The organism is Paucibacter sp. TC2R-5 (assembly GCF_025717605.1).
GTDB lineage: Bacteria > Pseudomonadota > Gammaproteobacteria > Burkholderiales > Burkholderiaceae_C > Paucibacter_A > Paucibacter_A albus.
In genome coordinates this window covers 299,019-322,789 of record NZ_JAJIRQ010000006.1, presented here as the reverse complement: position 1 = coordinate 322,789, position 23,771 = coordinate 299,019, and the positions used below count along the sequence as shown (strand labels likewise).

Below are 23,771 nucleotides of genomic sequence, written 5' to 3'. Positions count from 1 at the left end.
TAGATATCAATCTACCTTCAAGCTGACGCCCAAAGTCCCCGCAGGCGCTTGTGCCAAGGCCTTGATCAAACCGTGCAGGCGTTCGGTCTGCGCGGCCGAGCAATTGCTGGCTCGCAGGGCCTCGCGCAGCCAGGCGGCTTGTTGCTGAGCGCCTTGCAGCGCGGCCCCGCGCCCTTCGAGCGCGTCTTTCAGGGCCTTGAGTTTGAGCTGTCGGCGGGCGGCCTGCATCTCGGCCGAGGCCGGCAGATCCAAGGCGGCTTCGAGTTGCAGCAAGATCTCGTCGAGCTCGGCAGTCGCGGGCATGCGCTGCTTCAGCGCTTGCTCCCAGTCGTCCGGCAGAGCCGGTAGGGCGGCAAATCGCTGTGCAAACTCTGCCTCGTCCGCTGCGGTTTCCGGTGCTGCGTTCGCTACAGACCCGGTAGATTCTTTCGCTTCGCACAGCTTGAGCTTGGCGTCCAATGCTTCACATTGAGCTTGCCAGATCATTTGGCTGCGCCCGTCAAGAATTTGCAGCGCCGCCGCATGGGCCGCTTGCAGGCGGGCATCCAGGCCTGCCGCCAGCCCGCGCGGCAACTCGCCGCCTTGGCGCCAGCTGCGGTCCACCTCGGCCAGGGTGCGTCGAATCTCGGCGTCAGGCGTGGCGACCGTCAGCGCGTCCAGCCTTGCCAGCAAGGCCTCATAAGCGGCGAGCGTGCCGGCCAGCTCGGCATCGCGTGCATCAAATGCGGCCGAGCGCTGAGCGAAGACGGCGTCGGTAGCGGCCTTGAAGCGCGCCCACAAATCGTTCTCGCTGCCGCGTGCCAGCGGCAGGCTGCGAGCTTGGCTTTGCCATTCGGCCTGCAGGTCGCGCACGCGCTGCGTCACATCACGCAGCTGAGGGTTTTGCTGCAGTTCTTGCAGCAAGCCCTCGGCCTGCTTGATCAGCTGCTCGCGCTGTGCCTCGGCGCTGCGGCGGGCTTGTTGCAAGGGCGCTTCGAGGCGCTCCAGGCTGGCGCGCTGGCGTTGCAGCAGCGCTTCGCGCTTGGCCATCGGGACGGTGTGCTCCACCGGCCCGAGCTGGCGCCAGGCGAGCTGAAAGGCCGACAGCGCCCGCAGGCATTCTTTCCAATAGTGGGCGGCACTTTCACCGGCCAAGCCTGCGAAGCCGGCCTCGGGAGCGGCGAAGCCGTCCAATTCGGCCAAGAGCTGCTCGCGGCTGGCGAGATTGGCTTCGCGGGCCAGCTTCAACTCGGCCAGCTGTGCGGCCACTGGCTCATTGGCCGTTTGCAAGGCCGCATCAAAGCGTGGCCACAGGGCATGGCCCGCGCCGGCGCTGAGGCGGTCCACCTCTTTCCAGCGCTTGCGCAGGTCTTGAATCGCCTCGCGCTGCGCTTTCAAATTGAGCTTGGCCGGCTTGCTGGCCGGCGGCGCTGCTTGAGCGTCGGTCGTTGGCTCAGTCGGGGCGGGGGTGTCTTCAGAGCTGCTGGCTTCGGCAGGCTCCGTTGCCTCTGCAGCAGGCAGGGCAGCAGCTGGGGCAGCCGCCAAAGTGGCCTGTGCCAGGCTTTCGGCCTCGGCCACCAAGGCGTCGAGCGCGAGGGCGCCGCCCCATTGCTCCCAGTCGCGCAGGCGGCTGCGCTCGGCCAGCAAGGCGTGGTGGCGCTCGCGCAAGCCCTCATCCAGCGAGGCGGGCTTGACGCCCGTCAGTCCGGCATCAATCTGCTGCAGCAAGGCCTGCATATCGCTGAGCAGACCGGCCGCTTGCGCCGCTTCTGCTTGCGCCAGCAGGCTTGCAAACTGCTGTGCTTGCTCTGGCGTCGCGTCGCTCAGCTGTGCGGCTTGCTTGCGGGCGGGTTTGGCGCGCGCCGGTGCGGCTGTGGTCTCGCTGGCTTGCGCTGAGGTTTCGGCGGGCCGCTGAGCGCGCTGCTGGGCTTGGCGCCACTGCTCAAAGCGCTGGGTCAGCACGCGCGCCAGGGCCGCATCGGCCACCGGTGCCAAGGCCTGCCATTGCTGGGAGGGCGAAGCGGCCGCTGGCTCGGTTGGGGAGGCCACATCGGCGGCTTCTGCAGCTGGCTCGCTGGCCGGCTTGATCGCTGCGGCAGACAAAGTCGCCAAGCAGGCCAGCCGCGCTTCGATTTGCTCACTGCTGAGCAAGGCGCTGGCCAGTTGGGGCAGCAGCTCAGGGCAAGGTGCGGCGTGGGCGTCGGGGCAACGCGCTTGCAGCGCTTGCAAGGCTTGGGTGTGCGGGCCTGCACTCAGCTCGCCGCTCAAGCCGGTGGCTGCGGCTTGTTCGGCGGCCGCTTGCCAGTCACTCAAGGCCTGACGGGCATCAACGGACCAACGCAGCACCTGCTGAGCCAACTCGCTGCGTTGGCGCAAATTGTGGTTCAGCGCTTCGCTCAAGCCACGGAACTGCGCAATCTGCGCAGGCTCCAGCAGTTCGGGGTCGAGTGCCTGCCAATCGCGGTCCAGGTTGCTCAGCTGATTGACGGGCAAATCGGTCTCGGCCTGCAGGGCCTGGGCGCTGGCGATCAGGGTTTGAGCGCGTGTGCGTGCTTCGCGCTGGGCGACGGCGGCCTCAAACCGGGTTTTGGCGGCGCGGTGCAAGCGCTTGTCTTGGTTGCGGAATTCACGCTCCGCTTGCTTCAAAGTGGTTTCGCCCTGCAGTGCGTTGATGGCGGCCAGCTTGATGTCCAGTACCGGCGCGGCCAAGGCAAGAGCCAGCAAAGCGGCGTCATCGCCTAGCGCGGCCTGCAGGCGGGGCGCCCAGTCCGCTTGCGCGGCGGCCAACTGTTGAGCCTTCTCGCTGGCTTTCTGAGCAGCCTTCTGGCTTGCTTCTTGAGCGGTCTTCTGGGCCGCTTTTTGGGCGGCCTGAGGTGAGGCTTGTTCGGTGGCTTTGCGTGAGGCCGTGGTGGCCTTGGCCGGGGCAGCGGTGCGCCCAAATTTCTTAAAAATCCAGCTCAGCATGTGGTCGCGGCGCAAGTCGCCGGTCAGTTTGTGGGTTTGTCATCGGGCACGCATCCTGCGCGCCGCCGCCCGGAGTGTAGGCGGGCGGGCGTTGGGGCTTGGCAGCGGGTGAGCTGGCTGGACGAGACGCGCCGCGCTTGCGAGCCGATTGGGCGACAACGGGTCTCTCCCCGTGCCCGCTTGTTTTGACCCCCTGCATCCCCTCCATCCAGGCCAAGAATTTTTCTAGCCTCACAAAAAGGCGCGTATCGAGCCTGACCCTGCCGCGTGTAACGTTGGTGAAATCAAAACCAAGAAATTGAGCCGGGATGGAGGGGATTCAGGGGATGGAAGAGATCGGTAGGGATTTTCAAGGCCTTGGGCCGCAGCTTTAGACGCGCCGGATGACTAGAAATGCGAGATTACATTTACGGTTTGAGCATCGAGCTTGATGCAAATTGATTCATCGAATGAACACATTGCTTGCCTTCATCACTCTGCTTTTCGTTCTGTTGACGCCCTTGGCGCTGGATGCAGCGCCGCCTATTTTCAAGTGCAGCCAGAAGGGTTCGGTCACCTACCAAAGCGATCCTTGCCCTGTTGATGGTCCGCGAACGGTGCCGACGGTGGAGCAGCTCAACGCGGAACGGCTGAAGCTGAAGCAGCAGCAAGAGACTGCCAGCAAACTCTCGGGTTCTGTGGCAAGTGAACACAGAGGCCTGGTATCAGCGCGGCCCGGCGCACCACCCAGCTCCCAGACCTCGCAAGCCAAGGAGCCGCAGCCGTTGGCGCCGGCGGCTCAATCAAACCGAAGGTGTGATGGGCGCCTGTACTGCTCGCAAATGAGCTCTTGCGAGGAGGCCAAGTTCTTTCTCAAGCATTGTCCAGGCGTCAAGATGGACGGTGATGGCGATGGAATTCCTTGCGAAGATCAATGGTGCCGCTAGCAATGTGAGCCCAAAACGCAAAGGTCGCTCATCTGTCGGGTGAGAATTTGACGCTGACGCAAGCCAATTGCAGCGGCGCCAGACCTGTCAAACAAGATCAAACACTCTGCGACTGGCGCTCAGTCTGTGTCACTGTAAACTTATACAGTGATTGCTCAGCCCACCTTCAGCCTGATTCCTAAGCGCCAGCACCTGACTCGCCTGATGAAAATTTGGGCGGTGGGGGCTTGTTGGCCCGTTCGCGACGGGGTGGAGCTTGACCTGGTGGCGGCCGGTTGGGCGGCGCTGACTTCAGCCCATACGGGACATGAGGGCCATGAAACGCTGCGATTGACCGAGCTGGGCGTGCATTGCTTGGCCGAAGCTCGCCGACTCAATCGGCGAGCCTTGAGCGCGCATGACGCTTTGGCGGCACGGATGACGCGTGAGCTGCTGCTGGCCGGGCGGGTGGTGTGGCGCGAGTTGTCATTGCGTGCGCAGGGGCAAGGGCAGGGTGAAGGTGAGGCCGGCGCTGAAGCGCAAGGCCAGCACGACCCCGATGCGGAGTTCCTGCTGGCACCCCAGACCCTGGCCGCAGCTGTGCCTAAGCCGCAGTGGCGGGTGGCGCGGCCGGATGTGTTCTCGGTGCGTAACACCTCGGTCGAGGACTATCTGCATCCGGTGGTGCATGAGATCAAGGTCAGCCGGGCCGATTTGCTGTCGGATCTGCGCCATGCGGCCAAGCGCGATTCTTACCAATGGCTGTGCAGCGAGTGCTATTACGTCTTCCCGGTGGGCGTAGCCGAGGCGGCGGAGATTCCCGAGGCTTTTGGCGTTTGGGTGCTGCACGGCGCCGTCGAAGATGGCCGTTTGGAGTTGCTGCGCCCGGCCCGCCACAAGCCTTGCAAGCTGCCGTTTGCGGTTTGGCTGGCGCTGGCCAAGGCGACGCCGGCGCGGCTGGATGAAGATCCGGCGCAGCGTCAGTTGGCCTCGTCCAGCGAAGGCGACACGACTTGAAGCCCTACACGGTGGCGGTGCGAGCGCTGTGCGAGTTCACCGCCAAACAAGGTGATTTGGACCTGCGCTTCACGCCCGCACCCAGCGCGCAAGAAGGCATTGAAGGCCACGCCCTGGTGGCATCCAGGCGCCCGGCGCATTACCAGGCCGAGCTGGCTTTGAGTGGGCAATACCAAGACTTGCTGGTGCGCGGGCGCGCCGATGGTTTTGATGCGCAGCTGGGCCGGCTGGAGGAGGTCAAGACCTTCAAGGGCAAAATCGAGCGCATCCCGGAGAACCATCGCCTGCTGCATTGGGCGCAGCTGAAGGTTTACGGCGCGATGCTGTGCCGGGCGCAGGGCTTGGCCGAGGTCGAGCTGGCGCTGGTGTATTTCAATATCGGCTCGCAGCAAGAAACGCTGCTGTGCGAGCGCCACGCGGCCGCCGATTTGCAGGTCTTTTTCGAGACGCTGTGTGGGCGCTTTCTGGCCTGGGCTCAGCAGGAGCTGGCCCATCGCGGCCAGCGTGACGAGGCGCTGTCGGCCTTGGCTTTCCCGCATGGCGACTTCCGCCCCGGCCAGCGTGATTTGTCCACTGCGGTTTATCGCGCTGCCCAAACCGGCCGCTGCCTGATGGCCCAAGCGCCCACCGGCATCGGCAAGACGGTGGGCACGATCTTCCCGCTCTTGAAGGCTTGCCCGGGTCAGCAACTCGACAAGGTGTTCTTTCTCACCGCCAAGTCGGCCGGCCGAGGCTTGGCGCTGGAGGCCTTGCATCTGCTCAAGAAGAGCGTCGGCAAGCTGCCCTTGCGGGCGCTGGAGTTGGTGGCGCGGGACAAGGCTTGCGAGCACCCGGACAAGGCCTGTCACGGTGAGTCTTGCCCGCTGGCGCAGGGTTTTTATGATCGGTTGGGCGCGGCGCGGGCGGCGGCCGTAACGGTTTCAACCGACGGTCTGCTCGACCGTGGCGCCCTGCGTGAAGTCGCGCTGGCTCATAGCGTTTGCCCCTACTACCTGAGCCAGGAGTTGGTGCGCTGGAGCGATGTGGTGGTGGGGGACTACAACTATTACTTCGACGTCAGCGCCTTGCTGCACGGCCTGACGCAGGCCAATCAGTGGCGGGTGGCGGTCTTGGTGGATGAGGCACACAACCTAGTCGAGCGCGGCCGCAAGATGTACACGGCCGAGCTGGATCAGGCCAGCTTGCGGGCGGCAAGGCTGGCGGCGCCGCCGGCCTTGAAGAAAGCGCTGGACCGGCTGCACCGGCAATGGAATGAACTGAACAAAGCGCAGCTCTCGCCCTATCAGGTGCTGGACGGCTTGCCGCTGAAATTTGTCGCTAGTTTGCAGTTGCTGAACTCGGCGCTGGCCGACTACCAGGCCGAGCATCCCACCGAGGTCAATGCCGCGCTGCAAGTCTTTTACTTCGAGGCGCTGCATTTCACCCGCATGGCCGAGTTGTTCGGCCCGCATTCTTTGTGTGACGTGAGCAAGGCTGATACCGGGCTGGCACGAGCAGGCTCGGTGCTCTGTTTGCGCAATGTTTTGCCCGCGCCCTTTCTGGGGCCCAGGTTCACTGCTGCGCGCACAACGATTTTGTTCTCGGCCACCTTGCAGCCCATGGCCTACTTTGCCGACATCCTGGGACTGCCCGCCGACACTGCTTGGGTCGATGTGGCCGCGCCTTTTGAGGCTGATCAGTTGCAGGTGTCGGTGGCGGCGCATATTTCCACCCGCTACCAGCAGCGCCAAGCCTCCTTGCCGGCCATTGTCGAATTGATGGCGCGGCAGTTTCAGGCGCAGCCCGGCAACTACCTGGCTTTCTTCAGCAGCCACGACTATTTGCAAGAGGCCGCCGCCTTGTTTGAATCCCTGCATGGGCAGATATCGATCAGCAAGCAGACGCGGCGCATGACGGAGCAAGAGCAGCAAGCATTTTTGAGTCGATTGACGCCCGATAGCCTAGGCATCGCTTTCGTGGTGCTGGGCGGCTCGTTTGGTGAGGCGGTCGATCTGCCGGGCAAGCGCTTGATAGGCGCCTTCATTGCCACGCTGGGCTTGCCGCAGGTGAACCCGGTCAACGAGCAAATCAAGCTTCGCCTTGACCAGTTGATGGGCGGCGGCGCCGGCTACAACTACACCTATCTCTACCCCGGCTTGCAAAAAGTCGTGCAGGCGGCTGGCCGGGTGATACGCACCGTCAGTGATCAAGGGGTGCTTCATCTGATGGACGACCGTTTCGGCCGCCGCGAGGTGCAGGCTCTATTGCCGAGGTGGTGGCAGGTGGCGCCGGGAGGGCGCAGCTAGTTAGAAACTGGCTGCGTTTCAGCCTTGCGCCAAAGCGGCCGCCAGCTCGGTGCGCATGCGGCGCAGGCCCAGCAGCTCTTGGTCGGGGGCTTGCAGCGCTGGCCAGAGCAGGGCGACCAGATCGCGGGCACTGCTGTCGATGTCGATCTGGCGCCCGCCAATGACAACCTCCCACAAGATATGCTCCATCGGCCCAAACACCAGTGAGCGCAACAGGCGCAAGGGGATGTCCGCACGTACCTCGCCGCTGGCCTGGCCGCGCGCCAGCAAATCCATCAAGGGCGCGGTGTAGCGGCGCTGCAGCGCGACAAAGGGCTCGCTCAGTTCTTGGCCCGATTCACCCTTGGTGCGCCCCTCCGACAGCACCAAGGCGCACAGCCCCGTGCCCTGGATCAGGAATAGGCGCAGATGGGTGTGGACCATGAACTCCAACTGTTCGCGCACCGTCGCCTTGAGGGGCAAGCCGGTCTCGATGGCGTCGATGATTTCGTCATACCAGTCGCCAATCACCCGCATGCACAACTCGCGCTTGCTGCGAAAGTAGGTGAATACGGTGGCCTCCGAGATGCCCAGGCGCTGTGCAATCTCGGTGGTGGTGGCGCGTTCGTAGCCGCGCTCGGAGAATACTTCTCGCCCCACGCGCAAAATATCGCGTACCCGCTGTTCGGCCTTGGCGCTGGCAGGCGAGCGGCGTTGGGGTGCTTTGATGGGGCTGGGAATGGTGGTCACGGGCGCTATTTTGCGCATTAATTGAGTAAAGCTCAAGTCCTGCTTGCATCAAGCATCACTCTGACCTATTCTTCGGGCCTCGCGTGTCGGCTCGGTCGATCGTGAGCTATTTTTGTGAAATTTGTGAGTTGCACTCAGAAAATCGGGTGCCATCGCTTTCAGGAGGCTCCATGCCCGTTCTCAGCAGCAAGCTCAATGCCCGTTCCGCAGACTTCAAATCCAACGCCGCCACCATGCGTGGCCTGCTGGATGATCTGAACAGCCGGTTGGAGCAGATTGCCCAGGGCGGCGGCGAAGCGGCGCGGGCCAAGCACATCGCGCGCGGCAAGTTGCTGCCACGCGACCGAGTCGAAATGCTCTTGGACCCTGGCACGCCGTTTCTGGAGTTGGCGCCGCTGGCCGGCCTCAATATGTATGACAACGCCGCACCCGGTGGCGGCATGATTGCCGGCATCGGCCGCGTCTCCGGCGTGGACTGCATGATCGTCTGCAATGATGCGACGGTGAAGGGTGGCACTTACTACCCCATCACCGTCAAAAAGCATTTGCGCGCGCAGGAGATCGCCGCGCAAAACCGCCTGCCCTGCGTCTATCTGGTCGACTCGGGCGGCGCGAATTTGCCCAATCAGGATGATGTGTTCCCGGACCGTGATCATTTCGGTCGCATCTTCTTCAACCAGGCCAATTTGTCGGGCGCCGGCATCCCGCAGATCGCCGTCGTGATGGGCTCCTGCACGGCAGGTGGCGCTTATGTGCCGGCGATGAGCGACGAGACCATCATCGTCAAGAATCAGGGCACGATCTTCCTGGGCGGCCCGCCTCTGGTGAAGGCGGCCACCGGCGAGGTGGTGACGGCGGAAGATTTGGGCGGCGGCGATGTGCACACGCGTCTGTCCGGCGTGGCCGACCATCTGGCCAATAACGACACCCATGCGCTGGCCATCGCGCGGCAAGCCGTGGCCGGCCTGAATTGGCGCAAGGACTCGCAACTCTTGATGCAGGCACCGCGCGCGCCCTTGTTTGATGCCGAAGAATTGCACGGGGTGATCCCGACCGACACACGCAAGCCTTTCGATGTGCGCGAGGTGATCGCCCGCGTCGTGGACGGGTCCGAGTTCGAGGAATTCAAGGCTCGTTACGGCGCCACCTTGGTCTGCGGCTTTGCCCATATCGAGGGCATGCCGGTCGGCATCGTCGCCAACAACGGCATCTTGTTCACCGAGAGCGCCAACAAGGGTGCGCATTTCATCGAGCTGTGCTGCCAGCGCAAAATCCCTTTGGTCTTTTTGCAGAACATCACCGGCTTCATGGTCGGGCGCAAATACGAGAACGAGGGCATTGCGCGCGCTGGCGCCAAGATGGTGACGGCGGTCGCCTGCGCCCAGGTGCCCAAGTTCACCATCATCATCGGCGGCAGCTTTGGCGCCGGCAATTACGGCATGTGCGGCCGCGCCTTCTCGCCGCGCTTCTTGTGGATGTGGCCGAACGCGCGCATCTCGGTGATGGGCGGCGAGCAGGCCGCTTCGGTGCTGGCCACGGTCAAGCGCGACGGCATTGAGGGCAAGGGCGGCAGCTGGACGGCCGATGAAGAAGAAGCCTTCAAGGCGCCGATCCGCCAGCAATACGAAGACCAGGGGCATCCCCATTACGCGTCGGCCCGGCTGTGGGACGACGGCGTGATCGACCCGGCAGACACGCGCCGAGTTTTGGCTCTGGGCTTGAGTGCTGCACTGAATGCGCCGATTGCCGAGACCAAGTTTGGTGTCTTCCGGATGTGATGTGTAAAATACACACATTTGGGTAATTCCGTACACATCATGCGCACCAATATCGAAATCAATGATGATTTGATGGACCAGGCGATGAAGTCGGGCGCGTTCAAGACCAAGAAGGACGCGGTCGAGGCCGGCCTGCGCCTGCTGGCGCGGCAGGCGGCCTACCGTGAAATCCTGGCCCTGCGCGGCAAGCTGCGTTGGGAAGATGCGCCTCGGGCTGTCGAGTTGATCTTGAATGGGCCCGCAACAGGCCATCCGGTGCGGCCAAATGAAGCCTTGAGCGCGAAGCCGGGCACGCCATGATTCTGGTTGATTCCTCGGTCTGGATAGATTTCTTCAACGGCCGCGATACCGTCGGTGTGCGCCGCCTGAGCGAGTTGCTGGAAGATGCCGGTGCGCCCTTGGCGCTGGCCGATCTGGTCTTGTTCGAGGTCTTGCGCGGCTTTCGAGATGAGCGCGATTACCTGGCCGCCAAGCGGGCCTTGGGCGCGCTGGATGTGATCGAAATGGGTGGTGAGGACAACGCGTTGCATGCCGTCGAGCATTACCGTGCGCTGCGCGCCGGTGGTGTGACCGTCAACAGCCCGGTCGATGTCTTGCAAGCCAGTTTTTGCATCAGCAACGATTGCGCCCTGCTGCACGCGGATCGCGACTACGACGCGATGGAAACGCTGCGCGGCCTCAAGGTTTGGAAGCATTGACGATGGCTGCTGTGCGCACCACAAAAGTTTGCGTCGCCTTGCTGGCGGGCCTGTTGTGCGGCCTGTTTAGCGGCCTGCCTAGCGGCGCGCGGGCCCAGGCTTTGATCGACCCCGCCACCTTGAACAAGGATATACGTGAGGCGGTGCTGCGCGTGCCTGTCAGCGTGCAGGACGCGTACGGTCGCGATATTGCCGGCGATCTACTGGTCACTACCTTCAAACCAAACGGCCCCGGCCCCTTTCCGCTGCTCATCATCAGCCATGGCCGCAACAGCGACAAGCGCAGCGAATATGGGCGCCAGCGTTTTGAATCGGCCGCGCGCTTTTTCGTCCGCAAGGGCTTCGCCGTGGCCTCACCGCTGCGTCTGGGTTACGGCGAGTTGGCCCAGCTCGGCGACCCGGAAAGCAGCCAGAGTTGCAGCAAGCCCATCTACGCGCCGGCCTTGAACGCTGCTGCCCAGCAAATCATCGCGGTCGCGCGCGCCATGGCCGCGCAAACAGATGTGGACGCCAGCCGTCTGGTGCTGGTCGGGCAGTCGGTCGGCGGCATCGCCACCGTCGCCGCAGCAGCGGAGCGTCCGCCGGGCTTGGTGGCGGCGATCAACTTTGCCGGCGGGCATGGCGGCAGCCCGACCCTGCGCCGAGGCGAGCCTTGTCAAGCCGAGCAGCTCAAGCGCCTGTTTCAGCGCTATGGCGAGTTCAATGCCCGCGCCGACTTGCCCACGCCGACGCTTTGGATCTATACCGAGAACGATATGTATTTCGCCCCGCACCACAGCCGCGACTGGGCCGAGGCCTACCGCCATGGTGGCGGCCTGGTGGACTACCGGCTCTTGCCCGCCATCGGGGACGATGGTCATCGCCTGTTCGCGGCGGCCAATGACGTCTGGCAGCCCTTGGTCGATGAGTTTTTGGCCCAGCAAGGCTTCACCCAGACCGGCCTGATGAAAGCGCCGCCCGACACCGACTTCGCGCCGCTCAATGACGTGGAAGCCTTGCCGCTGCGGGGCTGGTCTGCGCAAGAGGGCTATAAGAAATTCCTGATGGCCAAGAAGCCGCGTGCCTTTGCCCTCAATACCGAGGGTGAATTCGGTTATGCCAGCGGCGAGGACGTGCTGTCGCGCGCGCTGGGCTTTTGCCAAAAGCGCAAGGGCAAGCCGTGCAGTTTTTACGCCGTCGACGACAAAGTGGTCTGGAGACCCCAATGAATAACAGCAAGTATCAAACCTTGGTGGTGCAACGCGGCGGTTTTGGCCCGCATACCGCCAGCGTCAGCCTGCACCGCCCCGATGTGCGCAATGCCTTCAATGAAGTGGTGGTGGCCGAGCTGACCGCCGCCTTTGCCGAGTTGGGCCAAGACAGCAGCGTGCGCGCCATCGTTTTGGCTGCCGAGGGCAAGGCTTTTTGCGCTGGCGCGGATCTCAACTGGATGAAGGCGATGGCCGGATTCAGCTGGGAGCAAAACCATGCCGACGCCGCCCTGCTGGCCGAAATGCTGTGGACGATTTACAGCTGTCCGGTGCCGGTGATTGCGCGCGTGCAGGGTGATGTCTATGCCGGCGGCGTCGGCCTGGTGGCGGTTTGCGATGTGGTGGTGGCGGTGGAGTCGGCTGGCTTTTGCCTGTCTGAGGCCAAGCTGGGCTTGCTGCCGGCCACCATCGGGCCCTATGTGGTGCGCGCCCTGGGTGAGCAGGCATCGCGGCGCTACTTCGTGACGGCCGAGCGCTTCAGCGCCGCCGAGGCTCATCGCCTGGGGCTGGTGCATGAGTTGGCAACGCCCGAGTCGCTGGATGACAAGGTCGGCGCGATCGCCGCTGCCATCGCCGCCAACGGCCCGCACGCGGTGCGCGCCTGCAAGCGCTTGGTGCAAGACGTCGCCCACGCGAGCCTCACGCCCGCGCTGCGCGACGACACCGCCCGCCGTATTGCAGACATTCGCGCCAGCGCCGAGGGCCGCGAGGGCGTGCAGAGCTTTTTGAACAAGAGCCGGCCCGCCTGGCTGGCCTGAAGTCCCGATCACTTCTTCAGATGACGATTTCTACTCAAAAAGACTGGCAACAGCGCAGTCTTGCCGCCGTTTGGCACCCCTGCACACAGATGGCGCGTGCGGCCGTGGTGCCGCCCCTGGCCATCGCGCGCGGCGCCGGCCCTTGGTTGTATGACTTTGACGGTGGCCGCTATTTCGACGCAAACAGCAGCTGGTGGGTCAATCTGTTCGGCCACGCCGACGCCGGCCTCAATGACGCCATCAAGCAGCAACTCGACACCTTGCCGCATGTGATGCTGGCCGGCTGCACCCATGCGCCGGCGGTGCGCCTGGCCGAGCGCTTGAGTGCGCGCACAGGTGGAGCCTTAGGACATGTCTTCTTCGGCAGCGACGGTGCCAGTGCGGTCGAGATTGCGCTCAAGCAGAGCTTTCACAGCTGGCGCAATCTGGGTCGTGGCGGCAAGCGCGAGTTCGTGTGCCTGAAGAACGGCTATCACGGTGAAACCATAGGTGCGCTGGCCGTCACCGACGTGGCGGTGTTCCGCGACGCCTATGACCCGCTGCTGATGCGCGCGCACATCGTGATGTCCCCCGACTCCCGCCTTGCTAACGAGACAGCTGCTCTGACCGCGATGCGCGACTTGCTGGCCGAGCGCAGCGCCACGATTGCCGCCGTCATCGTCGAGCCACTGGTGCAGGGCGCTGCCGGCATGGTGATGTATTCGGCCGACTATCTGCGGGCTTTGCGCAAGCTTTGTACCGAGTTCGAGGTGCATCTGATCGTCGACGAAATCGCAATGGGTTGCGGGCGCACCGGCACTTTCTTCGCGTTTGAGCAGACGCAGCCGCAATGCAACGCCGACTGGCCTGACTTTATTTTGTTGTCCAAGGGGATCACCGGCGGCACCTTGCCGCTGTCCTTGGTGCTGACGACCGAGGCGGTGTTCCAAGCCTTTTGGAGCGAGGACGTGACGCGCGGCTTTTTGCATTCGCACTCCTACACCGGCAATGCGCTGGCTTGTGCGGCGGCGAATGCGGTCCTGGATCGCTTCGATGCGGGCCAGCTCGAAGCCAATGCGCTGCAAGCGCGCTTGTTGGCCGAGGCCTTCGCGCCGCTGGCCGCGCATCCGCGCGTCGCCCATTTGCGCCAGCTCGGCATGGTCTTGGCCTTTGATGTGCAAGACGCCGGCCTGCGCTTTGCCGAGCGTTTCCATCTGGCCGCGCGTGCGCATCAGCTCTTGATTCGCCCGATCGGCAATACGGTCTATCTGATGCCGCCTTATGTGATCGACGCCGCGGCTGCCGCCTTCTTGGCGCAAGCCGTGCGCCTGACGCTTGACGAGGTCTTGGCGCAAGCGCCCAAAGCGCCGGTCAGCATGGAGGACGATGCCCATGTTGCTTGACCATCTGAACGCCAAACTGGCTGCTATCGAGGCGCAAAGCCTGACTCGTTTTTTGCGTCAGGCCGAGAGCCCGACCGCGCCGCGCCAGCAGGTGCGGGGCGCTGACGGCCGCACGCGTGAGCTGTTGATGTTCTGCTCGAACGACTATTTGGGCCTGGCGGCCGAGCCGCAAATCACCGCCGCCTTGATCGACGGCGCGATGCTCTACGGCGGCGGCTCCGGTGCATCGCCGCTGATCAGCGGCCACAGCCGAGCCCATGAACAAGTCGCCGAAACCTTGGCCGCTTGGATGGCGCCGCACATCCCCGAGGCCAAGGCGCTGGGCTTTTGCACCGGCTATATGGCCAATCTGGCCGTCGTCACCGCTTTGGGCGACGAGCACACCGAGATCTTTTCGGAAGCCTGGAACCATGCCTCGCTGATCGATGGCAGCCGACTCGCGCGCGCGCAAGTGACGCGTTATGCCCATGCCGATGTGGTGCAGCTGCGCGGCCTGTTGGCGGTCAGCCAAGCCAAGGTCAAGCTGATCGTCACCGACGCCGTCTTCAGCATGGACGGCGACTTGGCGCCGCTGCCGGAGCTGCTGGCGCTGGCCGACGAGTTCGACGCCTGGCTGATTGTTGACGATGCGCATGGCTTTGGCGTGCTGGGCGAGCGGGGCCGCGGCTCGCTGGAGCATTTCAAACTGCGCAGCGAACGCCTGATTCTGGTCGGCACGCTGGGCAAGGCGGCCGGGCTGGCCGGCGCGTTTGTGGTGGCCCACGCCACCATCACCGATTACCTGCTGCAGGCCGCCCGCAACTACATTTTCTCGACCGCCTCGCCGCCGGCCGTCGAGCATGCCTTGCTGACCAGCTTGGGGCTGATCGACAGCGAGCTGGGCGCCGAGCGCCGCGCCAATTTGCGCCGCCTTCAAGCGCAGCTGCGCGTCGGCATCGAAGCGATGTTGGCGCAGCACCCGACCTTGGGCTGGCGCCTGGCGCCGTCCGACACCCCCGTCCAGCCCTTGATCATCGGCGGCAATGCCGAAGTGATGGCGCTGGCCGCGCGGCTGGAGCGCGAGGGGCTGCGCGTGCCCGGCATACGCCCGCCGACCGTGCCGGCAGGCGAGGCGCGGCTGCGAATTACTCTGTGCGCCACGCATACTGAGGCCGATGTGGCGCAGCTTTTGCAAGCCTTGGCGGCGGCGGCTGCCGACATGGAAAAGGCAGAGGTTTTATGAGGGGGCTGTTCATCACCGGCACCGACACCGAGGTCGGCAAGACCTGCATCACTGCTGGCTTGACCCATGCGTTCACGCAGCTAGGCCTGCGCGTGGCGCCGATCAAGCCCTTGGCTGCCGGCCAAGAATGGCTGGACGAGCAATGGGTGAATGAAGATGTGCAGCGCTTGCACGCTGCCCAAAGCATAGGCATGACGGCGGAGCAGGTTGGCCCGCTGCAATTCCGCGCCGCCTGCGCGCCGCATATCGCCGCCGCGCTTGAAGGTCGCAGCATTGAGCGCGCGCCGGTGTTGGCTGCCATTCGCGCCAGCGCCGCCTTGGGCGAGTTGGCGCTGGTTGAAGGCGTTGGCGGCTTCCGTGTGCCGCTGTGTGCCGGCTGGGACACCGCCGATATGGCTGTGGACCTGGGCCTGCCGGTCGTGCTGGTCGTGGGCCTGCGTCTGGGTTGCATCAACCATGCCTTGCTGACGGCCGAAGCGATTCGGGCCCGGGGCTTGAAGCTGGTCGGCTGGGTGGGCAACGTGGTGGACGCCGACATGCCGCATCTGACCGACAATCTGGCTGCGCTGGACGCCTCTTTGGCCGCACCTTGCTGGGGCTATGTGCCCCGCTTGGCATTGCCCTCGCCGTCGACCGTGGCCGCGCATTTGAATCAGTCGCTCTTGCGCACGCAAGCCGCGTCTTTCTCGTCTTTGTAAGTTCAGGAAGTACTACTTTTATGACCCACTCCCAAACCGTCAATCAAATTCAGTCGCTGACGCCGACCACCGACGCCGAGCGCCGCAGCAATAGGACCTGGACGGTCAAAGAGGTGGTGGCGCTGTATGACCTGCCCTTCAATGACCTGATGTTCCGCGCCCAGCAGGTGCACCGCGAGAACTTCGACGCCAATGCGGTGCAGCTGTCCACGCTGCTGTCTATCAAGACCGGCGGCTGTGAGGAAGACTGCGCTTACTGCCCACAGTCGGCGCATTTCGACACCGGCCTGAAGGCCGAGAAGCTGATCCCGCTGCAAGAAGTGCTGGAAGCGGCGCGTGCGGCCAAGGCCAATGGCGCCACCCGTTTTTGCATGGGTGCCGCTTGGCGCACCCCGAAAGATCGTCATTTGGAAGCGATTGGTGAGATGGTCAAGGAGGTCAAGGCCCTGGGCCTGGAAACCTGCTTGACCGCCGGTATGTTGGGTGACGGCCAGGCCGAGCAATTGGCCGAGGCAGGCCTTGACTACTACAACCACAATCTCGATACCTCGCCCGAGTTCTACGGCCAGATCATCACCACGCGTACTTATCAGGACCGGCTGGATACGCTGGACCGGGTGCGCAATGTGGGCTTAAAGGTTTGCTCGGGCGGCATCGTTGGGCTGGGCGAGACGCGCGGTCAGCGGGCTGGCTTGATCGTGCAGTTGGCCAATCTGAATCCGTATCCGGAGTCGGTGCCGATCAATAACTTGGTCAAGGTCGAGGGCACGCCTTTGGCCGACGCCGAGGCTTTGGATCCGTTCGAGTTCATCCGATCGATCGCGGTGGCGCGGATCACCATGCCACGTGCGATGGTGCGCTTGTCGGCCGGGCGTGAAGAGATGCCTGAGAGCATGCAGGCGCTGTGCTTCTTGGCGGGGGCTAACTCGATGTTCTATGGGGACAAGTTGCTGACGACGAGCAATCCGCAGGCGGAGAAGGATAGGGCGCTGCTGGATCGGCTGGGGATGCGGTGCGCTACCGAGGAGAAGTTGGTGCCGCAGGCTGCTGCTGAGGATGGTTGCGGCAAGGTGAGTTGCCACTCGCACTGAGGCCGGTTTTGTGGGCATTGCTTTGTCGTTGAGGCCGATGCCGGGATTTCGCCCCGGCAGGCGACCTTCTTTCTTGGGCGCCCAAGAAAGAAGGCAAAGAAACCGCCCCTGCCGCATGGCCCTTCGGGTTCGCTGCAGTGCTCAGGTTTACCGGGCCGCGCCCAACTCACTTCGCTACGCTGCGTTCAAACAAGGGGCGCGAATTCAGTCTTTGAAGTCGCTACGCGACGCCCGGCAAACCTTCCGCTCCTCGCCCATGCAGAAGGGGAACCCCGAAATACCGACACGCCTCGCTGCGCATCGGCTCGCTAGAGCCGTGCCGCTCGGGAGACAGGGCAATAGTTGTTTCGCGATATCTCGGTCAGAAGGTTCGGCAGTAAATGCAACTGTTCCAGTCAATTTACCAATGGGGCGGACTCTTTTTTATATTCATTGGCCTGATTTATTCGGTGGCCGGGCTTGTTCGAGGTGACTGCCCTCTTATTGGTCACCGCGTTTTCGCAGATTCGTGTGTTTCACGTTTTGCTTCGGGCGTCGGTATCGCGATGGTTTGGCCGGTGTTTTTACCCTTTGCAATTGTTTCTGTTTTTATGGATGGTAGGAGCGGGCGGAGAAACTGAATTTGCCGAGTTGCCTGTCTAAATTCACCGCGCAGTTTTTTAGTTTTTGTTGGCTGGGTAGGTTGTAGTGAGCGAACGCGAACTCCAACGACGGGCGCGAGTGCTGGATCAGCCGATGCGAAGCGAGGCGTATTGGTATTCCGGGGTTCCCCTTCTGCGTGGGCGAGGAGCGGAAAGTTTGCAGGGCGTCGCGAAGCGACTGCAAGAACTGGTTTCGCGCCCCTTGTCTGAACGGAGCGTAGCGCAGTGAGTTGGGCGCGGCCCTGCGAACTTGAGCACCACAGCGGACCCGCAGGGCCATGCGGCAGGGGCGGTTTCTTTGCCTTCTTTCTTGGACGCCCAAGAAAGAAGGTCGCCTGCCGGGGCGAACACCCGGCACGGTCTGGGAAGGATGACGAAGTTGCAGCGAAGCCCCGACGAAATGAAGATATTGCAGCACTTCTCAGTGATCTAGAAGTGCCAGAGAAAGTTCAAAGTTCACGAGACTGGAGACAAACAGCATGTTCAAGAAAATCCTGATCGCCAACCGCGGCGAAATCGCCTGCCGCGTCGCGGCCACCGCCCGCCGAATGGGCATCAAAACCGTTGCCGTCTACTCCGACGCCGACGCCAAAGCCAAGCATGTCCAGGCCTGCGATGAGGCCATCCTGATCGGCGGCCCCGCACCCCGCGACTCTTATCTGCAATGGCAGCGCATCATCGATGCGGCCAAAGCCACCGGCGCCGAAGCCGTCCATCCCGGCTACGGCTTCCTGAGCGAGAACGAAGCCTTTGCCACCGCCTGCGCGGCCAACGGCATCGCCTTCATCGGCCCTTCACCCGCCGCCATCCAGGCCATGGGCCTGAAGGCCGAATCCAAGCGCCTGATGGAGACGGCCGGCGTGCCGCTGGTGCCCGGTTACCACGGCGCCGACCAAGACCCGGCGCTGCTGCGTGCCGAGGCCGAGCGCATTGGCTTCCCCGTCCTGATCAAGGCCAGCGCCGGCGGCGGCGGCAAAGGCATGCGGGCGGTCTATCAGTCAGACGAGTTCGACGCGGCCCTGGCGTCCTGCAAGCGCGAAGCGATCAACAGCTTTGGCGACGATGCAGTCTTGATCGAGCGTTATGTGCAGCGCCCGCGCCATATCGAAATCCAGGTCTTTGGCGACAATTTCGGCGACTGCGTCTATCTGTTCGAGCGCGATTGCTCGGTGCAGCGGCGCCACCAGAAGGTGCTGGAAGAAGCGCCCGCGCCGGGCATGACGGCCGAGCGCCGCGCCCAGATGGGCGGCGCGGCAGTCGCGGCGGCCAAGGCGGTGGGCTACAGCGGCGCCGGTACGGTCGAGTTCATCTGTGAGCAAGACGGGCGCTTCTATTTCATGGAAATGAACACCCGCCTGCAGGTCGAGCATCCGGTGACGGAAGCCATCACGGGGCAGGACTTGGTCGAGTGGCAATTGCGCGTCGCCGCCGGCGAGCCGCTGCCGCTGAAGCAAGAGCAATTGACGATGACCGGCCACGCGATCGAGGCGCGCATCTGCGCCGAAAACCCCGATGCCGGCTTCCTGCCCGCCACCGGCGCGCTGCATGTGGCGCGCTGGCCTGAACACGTGAAGTTTCAGCGCGGCAATGTGCGCATCGATGCCGGCGTGGACGAGGGCGACGCGATCAGCCCCTATTACGACTCGATGGTCGCCAAGCTGATCGTCTGGGGCGAAGACAGGGCTGAAGCCTTGGCGCGCTTGGACGCCGCGCTGCGCGACACCCATATCGTCGGCCTGCAAACCAATGTGGCATTCCTGCGCCGCTGCGCAGGGGCCGCATCCTTTGCAAGCGCCGACCTCGACACCGCGCTGATCGAGCGCGAGCGCGCCGCTTTGTTCGAGCAGCCCGGCTTGCCTTTGAGTCTCAGCGCAGCGGCCGTGGTCGCCCACACGCTGGCGGCCGAAGCAACTCTGCAAACCAGCGACCCCTGGAGCCGCCGTGACGGCTGGCGCATGTACGGCGCCTCGTCGCGCCGCTTCGATCTGGAGATTTCCGGCGTGCACCACGAGGTCTTGCTGTCGCGCCATCACCAGGGCGGCATGCAGTTGACGGTGGCCGGTGAGGCGATCGCCTTCGCGGCCAACTCGGCCAGCCTGGAAGCGCATGAGCTGCTTTTGGGTGAAGGGCTCAACCAGCAGCGCATCACCGTCAAAACCTATGCCGAGGGCGAAACGGTGGCAGTGTTCGCGCCGACCGGCTCGGCCCTGGTGATCGAGATCGACGTGATCGCCCGCGCCGGCAGCGGCCCGGCCGAAGGCGGCCGCCTGACCGCGCCGATGCCGGGCAAGTTGGTTGGCTTTCTGGCTCAGGTCGGCGATGCCGTAGCCAAGGGTCAGCCGCTGGCGGTGATGGAGGCGATGAAAATGGAACACACGATCAGTGCTCCGCGCGACGGCGTGGTGGCCGAGTTGCTGTTCGCCGTCGGTGATCAGATCGGTGACGGCGCCGAGTTGCTGCGTTTGGAGACAGCGCAATGAGCACGCTCCCTTCCCGCGTTACGCTGGTCGACGTCGGTCCGCGCGACGGCCTGCAAAACGAGAAAGAGCTGGTTACCACCGAGCACAAGGCGCAGTTGGTCGAGATGCTTTATCTGGCCGGCCTGCGCGAGATCGAGGTGAGCAGTTTCGTCAGCCCGAAATGGGTGCCGCAGATGGCCGACAACCTTGCGGTGATGGCGGCCATAGCCCGTCATCCCGGCGTGCGCTATTCGGTGCTGACACCGAATATGAAGGGTTTGGAAGCGGCTCTGCCTACCCAGCCCGATGAAATCGTCGTCTTCGCCGCAGCGTCCGAAGCCTTCAGCCAAAAGAACATCAACTGCTCGATTGCCGAGAGCATTGAGCGCTTTGCCCCGGTGGTGGAAGCCGCCCACGCGGCCGGCATCAAGGTGCGCGGTGCGCTGTCTTGCGCGGTCGGCTGCCCTTACGAGGGCGATATCAGCGCGGACCAGGTCGAGCGAGTCGTGCTGCTGATGAAGGGCATAGGCGTTGATCATCTGGGCGTGGCGGACACCATCGGCGTTGGCACGCCCAGAAGGATTCAGGCGGCGATGGAGCGGGCCTTGAAGCATTACCCGCTGGTCGAGGTCAGCGGGCATTTCCATGACACCTATGGCCAGGCCCTGTCGAATATCTATGCCTGCCTGGAGATGGGCATCCACACCTTCGACGCCAGCGTGGCAGGCCTGGGCGGCTGCCCTTATGCCAAGGGCGCGACCGGCAATGTGGCGACCGAAGACGTGGTCTTCATGCTTAATGGCCTGGGCATCGAGACCGGCATCGACATCGACAAGCTGGTCGACGCCGGCGCCTTTATCTCCGGCGTGTTGGGGCGGCCGCCGGTGTCAAGACTCGGCAGAGCCTTGCTGGCGAAACGCGCTGCGGCCTGATGCGTCAGGCCAACAGATGCTTGTTGAAGAACGCTAATGTGCGGGTCCAGGCCAGCTCGGCGCTGGCTGCGTCATAGACCTCGGGGCGCTGCTCATTGAAGAAGCCGTGTTCGGCGGCATAACGGTGTATTTCGGCTGAGGCCGGCAGCTTGGCTTGCAAGGCATCAGCGGCGGCAGGTGTGATCCAGTCGTCCAGATTGGCAAAGTGGCCCTGGAAGGGTATTTTGATCAGCGCCGGGTCCGCCAACTCGGCCGGTGGAATGCCGTAAAAGCAACTGGCCGCACTTAAGCTCGGCAGGTGCACGGCGGCGGCGATGGTCAGCGCGCCGCCCATGCAAAAGCCGGTCACGCCAATCTTGGTGCAATGATGGGCCAAGAAGGCGAAGGCGCCGGCCAGGTCCTGATGGGTGGCGTCGGCAAAGTCCAGGCCGCTTTTCAGATGCGTGGCTTCATCGGCCGTGCTGGCCAGGCGGCCACGGTAGAGGTCGGGCGCCAAAGTGGTGAAGCCTGCCGCCGCAAAGCGATCGGCGACGCCGCAGATCTGCGGGTTCAAGCCCCACCATTCCTGAATCAGGATCAGGCCCGGGCGCTTGAGCCCTTCGCTGCTGTCGGCCTCGGCCAGGTAGGCGGCGCTGTTGGCGCCGTCCGGTCGCGTGAATTGGATGGTCTGTCCCATGATGCTTCCTAGCTTGTTTTGCTAACGGTGATCAGCGACGGCCTCAAGGCAAGGCCTGGCCGCGAGCGCTGAGATAGAGCCGATACCAATCTTCGCGGCTCAGCTGAATTGTTGTGGCGCCGGCGCAAGCGCGGATTCGATCCGGCCGGGTACTGCCTATCACCGCCTGTATGCCCGCCGGGTGCCGCAGCAGCCAGGCCAGCACGATGCTCTCCGCGCTCACCCCATATTGCTCGGCCATGCTCTGCACCAGTTCGGCGGTGGCCTGCTGAACCGGGCTGGCGCTGTCTGACTTGGCGCCGCTGAACGCGCCTTGCGCCAAAGGGCTCCAGGCTTGCAACTGAACGCCCTGCTGCTGGCAATACTGCAGCGTGTCGGCCCAGGGCAAGGCGCTGGCGTTTTGGGCATCGTTGAAGCTGCTGTCGTGGTCCAGCCAGTCCAACTTGGCCAGGCTCATTTCCAGCTGATTGGCCACCAGCGGCGCATCCAGGGCCTGTTGCAGCCAGCGCATTTGACCGGCCTGCATATTCGAGACGCCAAAAAAGCGCACCTTGCCGGCGCTGCGCAAGCGGCTGAAGGCTTCGGCAATCTCGTGCGGCTCCATCAAGGGGTCGGGGCGGTGCAGCAGCAGGATGTCCAGATGCTCGACGCCGAGGCGCCGCAAGCTGGCCTCCGCGGCGGACACGATGTAGGCGCCGGACAAGTCATAGCGGGCCGGCCCGCTGTCATCGGCGAAGCGAATACCGCATTTGCTTTGCAAGAGGATGCCGTCGCGCAGCGAAGCCTGGCGGCGCAGCAATTCACCAAAGCATTGCTCGGCGGTGCCGCGCTTGTAGATGTCGGCATGGTCGAACAGCGTGATGCCGATCTCAAGTGCAGCTTCCAGCGCAGCATGGGCCTGCGCGATATGGCTTTCGGTGACGGCGCCACCATTCCAGTCGCTGCCCATGCCCATGCAGCCGAGTATGAGGCGGCTGCTGCTAGGCAAAGGCCTGTCAACAGGGCGCGAGGGTGGGGTGCTTGGCATATTCATTCTGGGTTGAGTACCTTGGCAACCGGGTTAGGCCGCAGCCGGAACGCATCCGGCAGGCCGGAGCCCAAAAGCGGGCGCAAATAGAGACGGAAGGCATCGGTCACATCGGTGCCGCTGGCCGCAATGAATTCGTCCTCCATCACGCGGGTCTTGCCGGCCACGGCAGTGAGTGGAAGTAACTCGTAATCGACCGAGTAATAGCCGCTGCGCTTGATGGCGACCGAACCGTCACGGCCGGCATTGAAGGCGAACTGCACCGCCTTCTCGCCGACCTCGCGTGCCTCGCGCTGGTCTACGTCTGACACGCAGCCGATGAAGCTGCGCTGCAGATAGCCGAAGGTGTCGCCGCGCACCCGCTTGATGCCGAGCTTTTCTTTGATTTCTTCGCACAGCAGATCGGCCAGCGCGCCATTGCCGGACAGCTGCACATTGCCGTGCGCGTCGCGCTCCAGGTCTTTGGCCAGCTGTGCGGCGATGGGCTCACCCGAGGCGTCATGGATGCCCTCGGAGACGGCGATCACGCAGCGCCCAAAACGCTCGTAGGTCGCCTTCACGTCGGCCAAGAATTGCTGCAAGTCGAACACGCGCTCGGGCAGATAAATCAGGTGCGGGCCGTCGTCGGGGAACTTCTTGCCCAAGGCCGAGGCGGCCGTCAGGAAGCCGGCGTGCCGGCCCATCACGACGCCGACATAGACGCCGGGCAGGGCGGCGTTGTCGAGGTTTGCGCCGGCGAATGCTTGGGCCACAAAGCGCGCGGCCGAAGGGAAACCGGGCGTGTGGTCGTTGCCGACGAGGTCGTTGTCAATCGTCTTGGGGATGTGGATGCAGCGCAGCGGGTAGCTGGCTCTGGCCGCTTCCTCGCTGATGATGCGCACGGTGTCGGACGAATCATTGCCGCCGATATTGAAAAAGTGCGTGATGCCGTGCGCCTGCAGCACTTTGAACATCTTGTGGCAGTAGGCGGCATCGGGTTTGTCCCGGGTTGAGCCCAGGGCGGACGAAGGCGTCTGAGCGACCAGTTCCAGGTTGTGGCTGGTTTCTTGCGTCAGGTCGACGAAGTCTTCATTGATGATGCCGCGCACACCATGGCGGGCACCGTAGACCAGGCCGACCTGGTGTTGCCGGCGTGCTTCGAGCACCACGCCGACCAAGGATTGATTGATGACAGCGGTTGGGCCGCCGCCCTGGGCGACGAGGATCTTGCAGAGGGACATGAACGTTCCTTGGCATGGTTTGATGGCAGCACAAAGGTGCGTGGTGATTGTGACTTAGCT

Annotated in this window: 19 protein-coding genes; 14 read left to right on the top strand and 5 right to left on the bottom strand. The window is 63.7% G+C overall.

Annotated elements, in window-relative coordinates; all coding sequences use genetic code 11:
* Positions 1-6: 6 nt before the first annotated feature.
* A complete protein-coding gene (locus tag LNV08_RS16100) occupies positions 7-2,943 on the bottom strand; it encodes a DUF349 domain-containing protein (RefSeq protein WP_263534738.1) in 2,937 nt (978 codons plus the stop codon).
* A gap of 458 nt (positions 2,944-3,401) precedes the next feature.
* Between LNV08_RS16100 and LNV08_RS16095 the strand changes: the two genes are divergently transcribed.
* From LNV08_RS16095 to LNV08_RS16085, 3 genes are all read left to right on the top strand, one after another.
* The gene (locus tag LNV08_RS16095; protein ID WP_263534737.1) at positions 3,402-3,869 is read left to right on the top strand and encodes an excalibur calcium-binding domain-containing protein; all 468 of its coding nucleotides are present in this window, start codon (positions 3,402-3,404) and stop codon (positions 3,867-3,869) included.
* Between the two features lie 204 nt (positions 3,870-4,073).
* On the top strand, positions 4,074-4,865 hold the full coding sequence (locus LNV08_RS16090) for a hypothetical protein (RefSeq protein WP_263534736.1): 792 nt from the start codon (positions 4,074-4,076) through the stop codon (positions 4,863-4,865).
* Positions 4,862-7,150 carry an ATP-dependent DNA helicase gene (locus LNV08_RS16085; RefSeq protein ID WP_263534735.1) on the top strand — a complete coding sequence of 763 codons (2,289 nt, stop codon included), beginning with the start codon at positions 4,862-4,864 and terminating at the stop codon, positions 7,148-7,150. Before LNV08_RS16090 ends, LNV08_RS16085 begins: the two co-directional genes overlap by 4 nt.
* Before the next feature lie 18 nt (positions 7,151-7,168).
* Here the strand turns inward: LNV08_RS16085 and LNV08_RS16080 are convergent, their stop codons facing one another.
* Positions 7,169-7,897 (bottom strand): TetR/AcrR family transcriptional regulator, encoded by a 729-nt coding sequence (locus LNV08_RS16080; protein WP_409993951.1) that lies wholly within the window; start codon positions 7,895-7,897, stop codon positions 7,169-7,171.
* A 152-nt stretch (positions 7,898-8,049) separates the two neighbouring features.
* Between LNV08_RS16080 and LNV08_RS16075 the strand changes: the two genes are divergently transcribed.
* The 11 genes from LNV08_RS16075 (at position 8,050) to LNV08_RS16025 (ending at position 20,788) form a co-directional block, all read left to right on the top strand.
* Positions 8,050-9,657, top strand: a complete 1,608-nt coding sequence (locus LNV08_RS16075) for a carboxyl transferase domain-containing protein (protein WP_263534733.1) — start codon at positions 8,050-8,052, stop codon at positions 9,655-9,657.
* Positions 9,658-9,696: 39 nt separating this feature from the next.
* The gene (locus tag LNV08_RS16070) at positions 9,697-9,957 is read left to right on the top strand and encodes a type II toxin-antitoxin system VapB family antitoxin (RefSeq protein ID WP_263534732.1); all 261 of its coding nucleotides are present in this window, start codon (positions 9,697-9,699) and stop codon (positions 9,955-9,957) included.
* Entirely contained in the window at positions 9,954-10,355 is a 402-nt protein-coding gene (locus LNV08_RS16065) for a PIN domain nuclease (RefSeq protein WP_263534731.1), read from the top strand. The genes LNV08_RS16070 and LNV08_RS16065 overlap by 4 nt, the downstream gene beginning before the upstream one ends.
* Before the next feature lie 2 nt (positions 10,356-10,357).
* Positions 10,358-11,563: an alpha/beta hydrolase family protein gene (locus LNV08_RS16060; protein ID WP_263534730.1), complete on the top strand. Its 1,206-nt coding sequence runs from the start codon at positions 10,358-10,360 to the stop codon at positions 11,561-11,563.
* Positions 11,560-12,363 carry an enoyl-CoA hydratase/isomerase family protein gene (locus LNV08_RS16055; RefSeq protein WP_263534729.1) on the top strand — a complete coding sequence of 268 codons (804 nt, stop codon included), beginning with the start codon at positions 11,560-11,562 and terminating at the stop codon, positions 12,361-12,363. Before LNV08_RS16060 ends, LNV08_RS16055 begins: the two co-directional genes overlap by 4 nt.
* A 20-nt stretch (positions 12,364-12,383) precedes the next feature.
* Entirely contained in the window at positions 12,384-13,745 is a 1,362-nt protein-coding gene (gene bioA, locus LNV08_RS16050; protein WP_263534728.1) for an adenosylmethionine--8-amino-7-oxononanoate transaminase, read from the top strand.
* Positions 13,735-14,967 carry an aminotransferase class I/II-fold pyridoxal phosphate-dependent enzyme gene (locus LNV08_RS16045; RefSeq protein ID WP_263534727.1) on the top strand — a complete coding sequence of 411 codons (1,233 nt, stop codon included), beginning with the start codon at positions 13,735-13,737 and terminating at the stop codon, positions 14,965-14,967. The genes bioA and LNV08_RS16045 overlap by 11 nt, the downstream gene beginning before the upstream one ends.
* Complete coding sequence (gene bioD, locus LNV08_RS16040) at positions 14,964-15,665, top strand: dethiobiotin synthase (RefSeq protein WP_263534726.1); 702 nt, start codon at positions 14,964-14,966, stop codon at positions 15,663-15,665. The genes LNV08_RS16045 and bioD overlap by 4 nt, the downstream gene beginning before the upstream one ends.
* A gap of 20 nt (positions 15,666-15,685) precedes the next feature.
* Entirely contained in the window at positions 15,686-16,756 is a 1,071-nt protein-coding gene (gene bioB, locus LNV08_RS16035; protein WP_263534725.1) for a biotin synthase BioB, read from the top strand.
* 1,120 nt (positions 16,757-17,876) lie between these two features.
* Complete coding sequence (locus tag LNV08_RS16030; protein WP_263534724.1) at positions 17,877-19,877, top strand: acetyl/propionyl/methylcrotonyl-CoA carboxylase subunit alpha; 2,001 nt, start codon at positions 17,877-17,879, stop codon at positions 19,875-19,877.
* Positions 19,874-20,788 (top strand): hydroxymethylglutaryl-CoA lyase, encoded by a 915-nt coding sequence (locus LNV08_RS16025; RefSeq protein WP_263534723.1) that lies wholly within the window; start codon positions 19,874-19,876, stop codon positions 20,786-20,788. Before LNV08_RS16030 ends, LNV08_RS16025 begins: the two co-directional genes overlap by 4 nt.
* A 4-nt stretch (positions 20,789-20,792) precedes the next feature.
* On the opposite strand, the gene LNV08_RS16020 is transcribed toward LNV08_RS16025, so the two are convergent.
* Genes LNV08_RS16020 through LNV08_RS16010 form a run of 3 tightly spaced genes read right to left on the bottom strand, consistent with a single transcriptional unit; the run spans position 20,793 to position 23,711 of the window.
* A complete protein-coding gene (locus LNV08_RS16020; RefSeq protein WP_263534722.1) occupies positions 20,793-21,464 on the bottom strand; it encodes a dienelactone hydrolase family protein in 672 nt (223 codons plus the stop codon).
* A gap of 43 nt (positions 21,465-21,507) precedes the next feature.
* The gene (locus tag LNV08_RS16015) at positions 21,508-22,491 is read right to left on the bottom strand and encodes an aldo/keto reductase (protein ID WP_263534721.1); all 984 of its coding nucleotides are present in this window, start codon (positions 22,489-22,491) and stop codon (positions 21,508-21,510) included.
* Positions 22,492-22,493: 2 nt separating this feature from the next.
* On the bottom strand, positions 22,494-23,711 hold the full coding sequence (locus LNV08_RS16010; RefSeq protein ID WP_263534720.1) for a 6-phosphofructokinase: 1,218 nt from the start codon (positions 23,709-23,711) through the stop codon (positions 22,494-22,496).
* Positions 23,712-23,771: the final 60 nt, after the last annotated feature.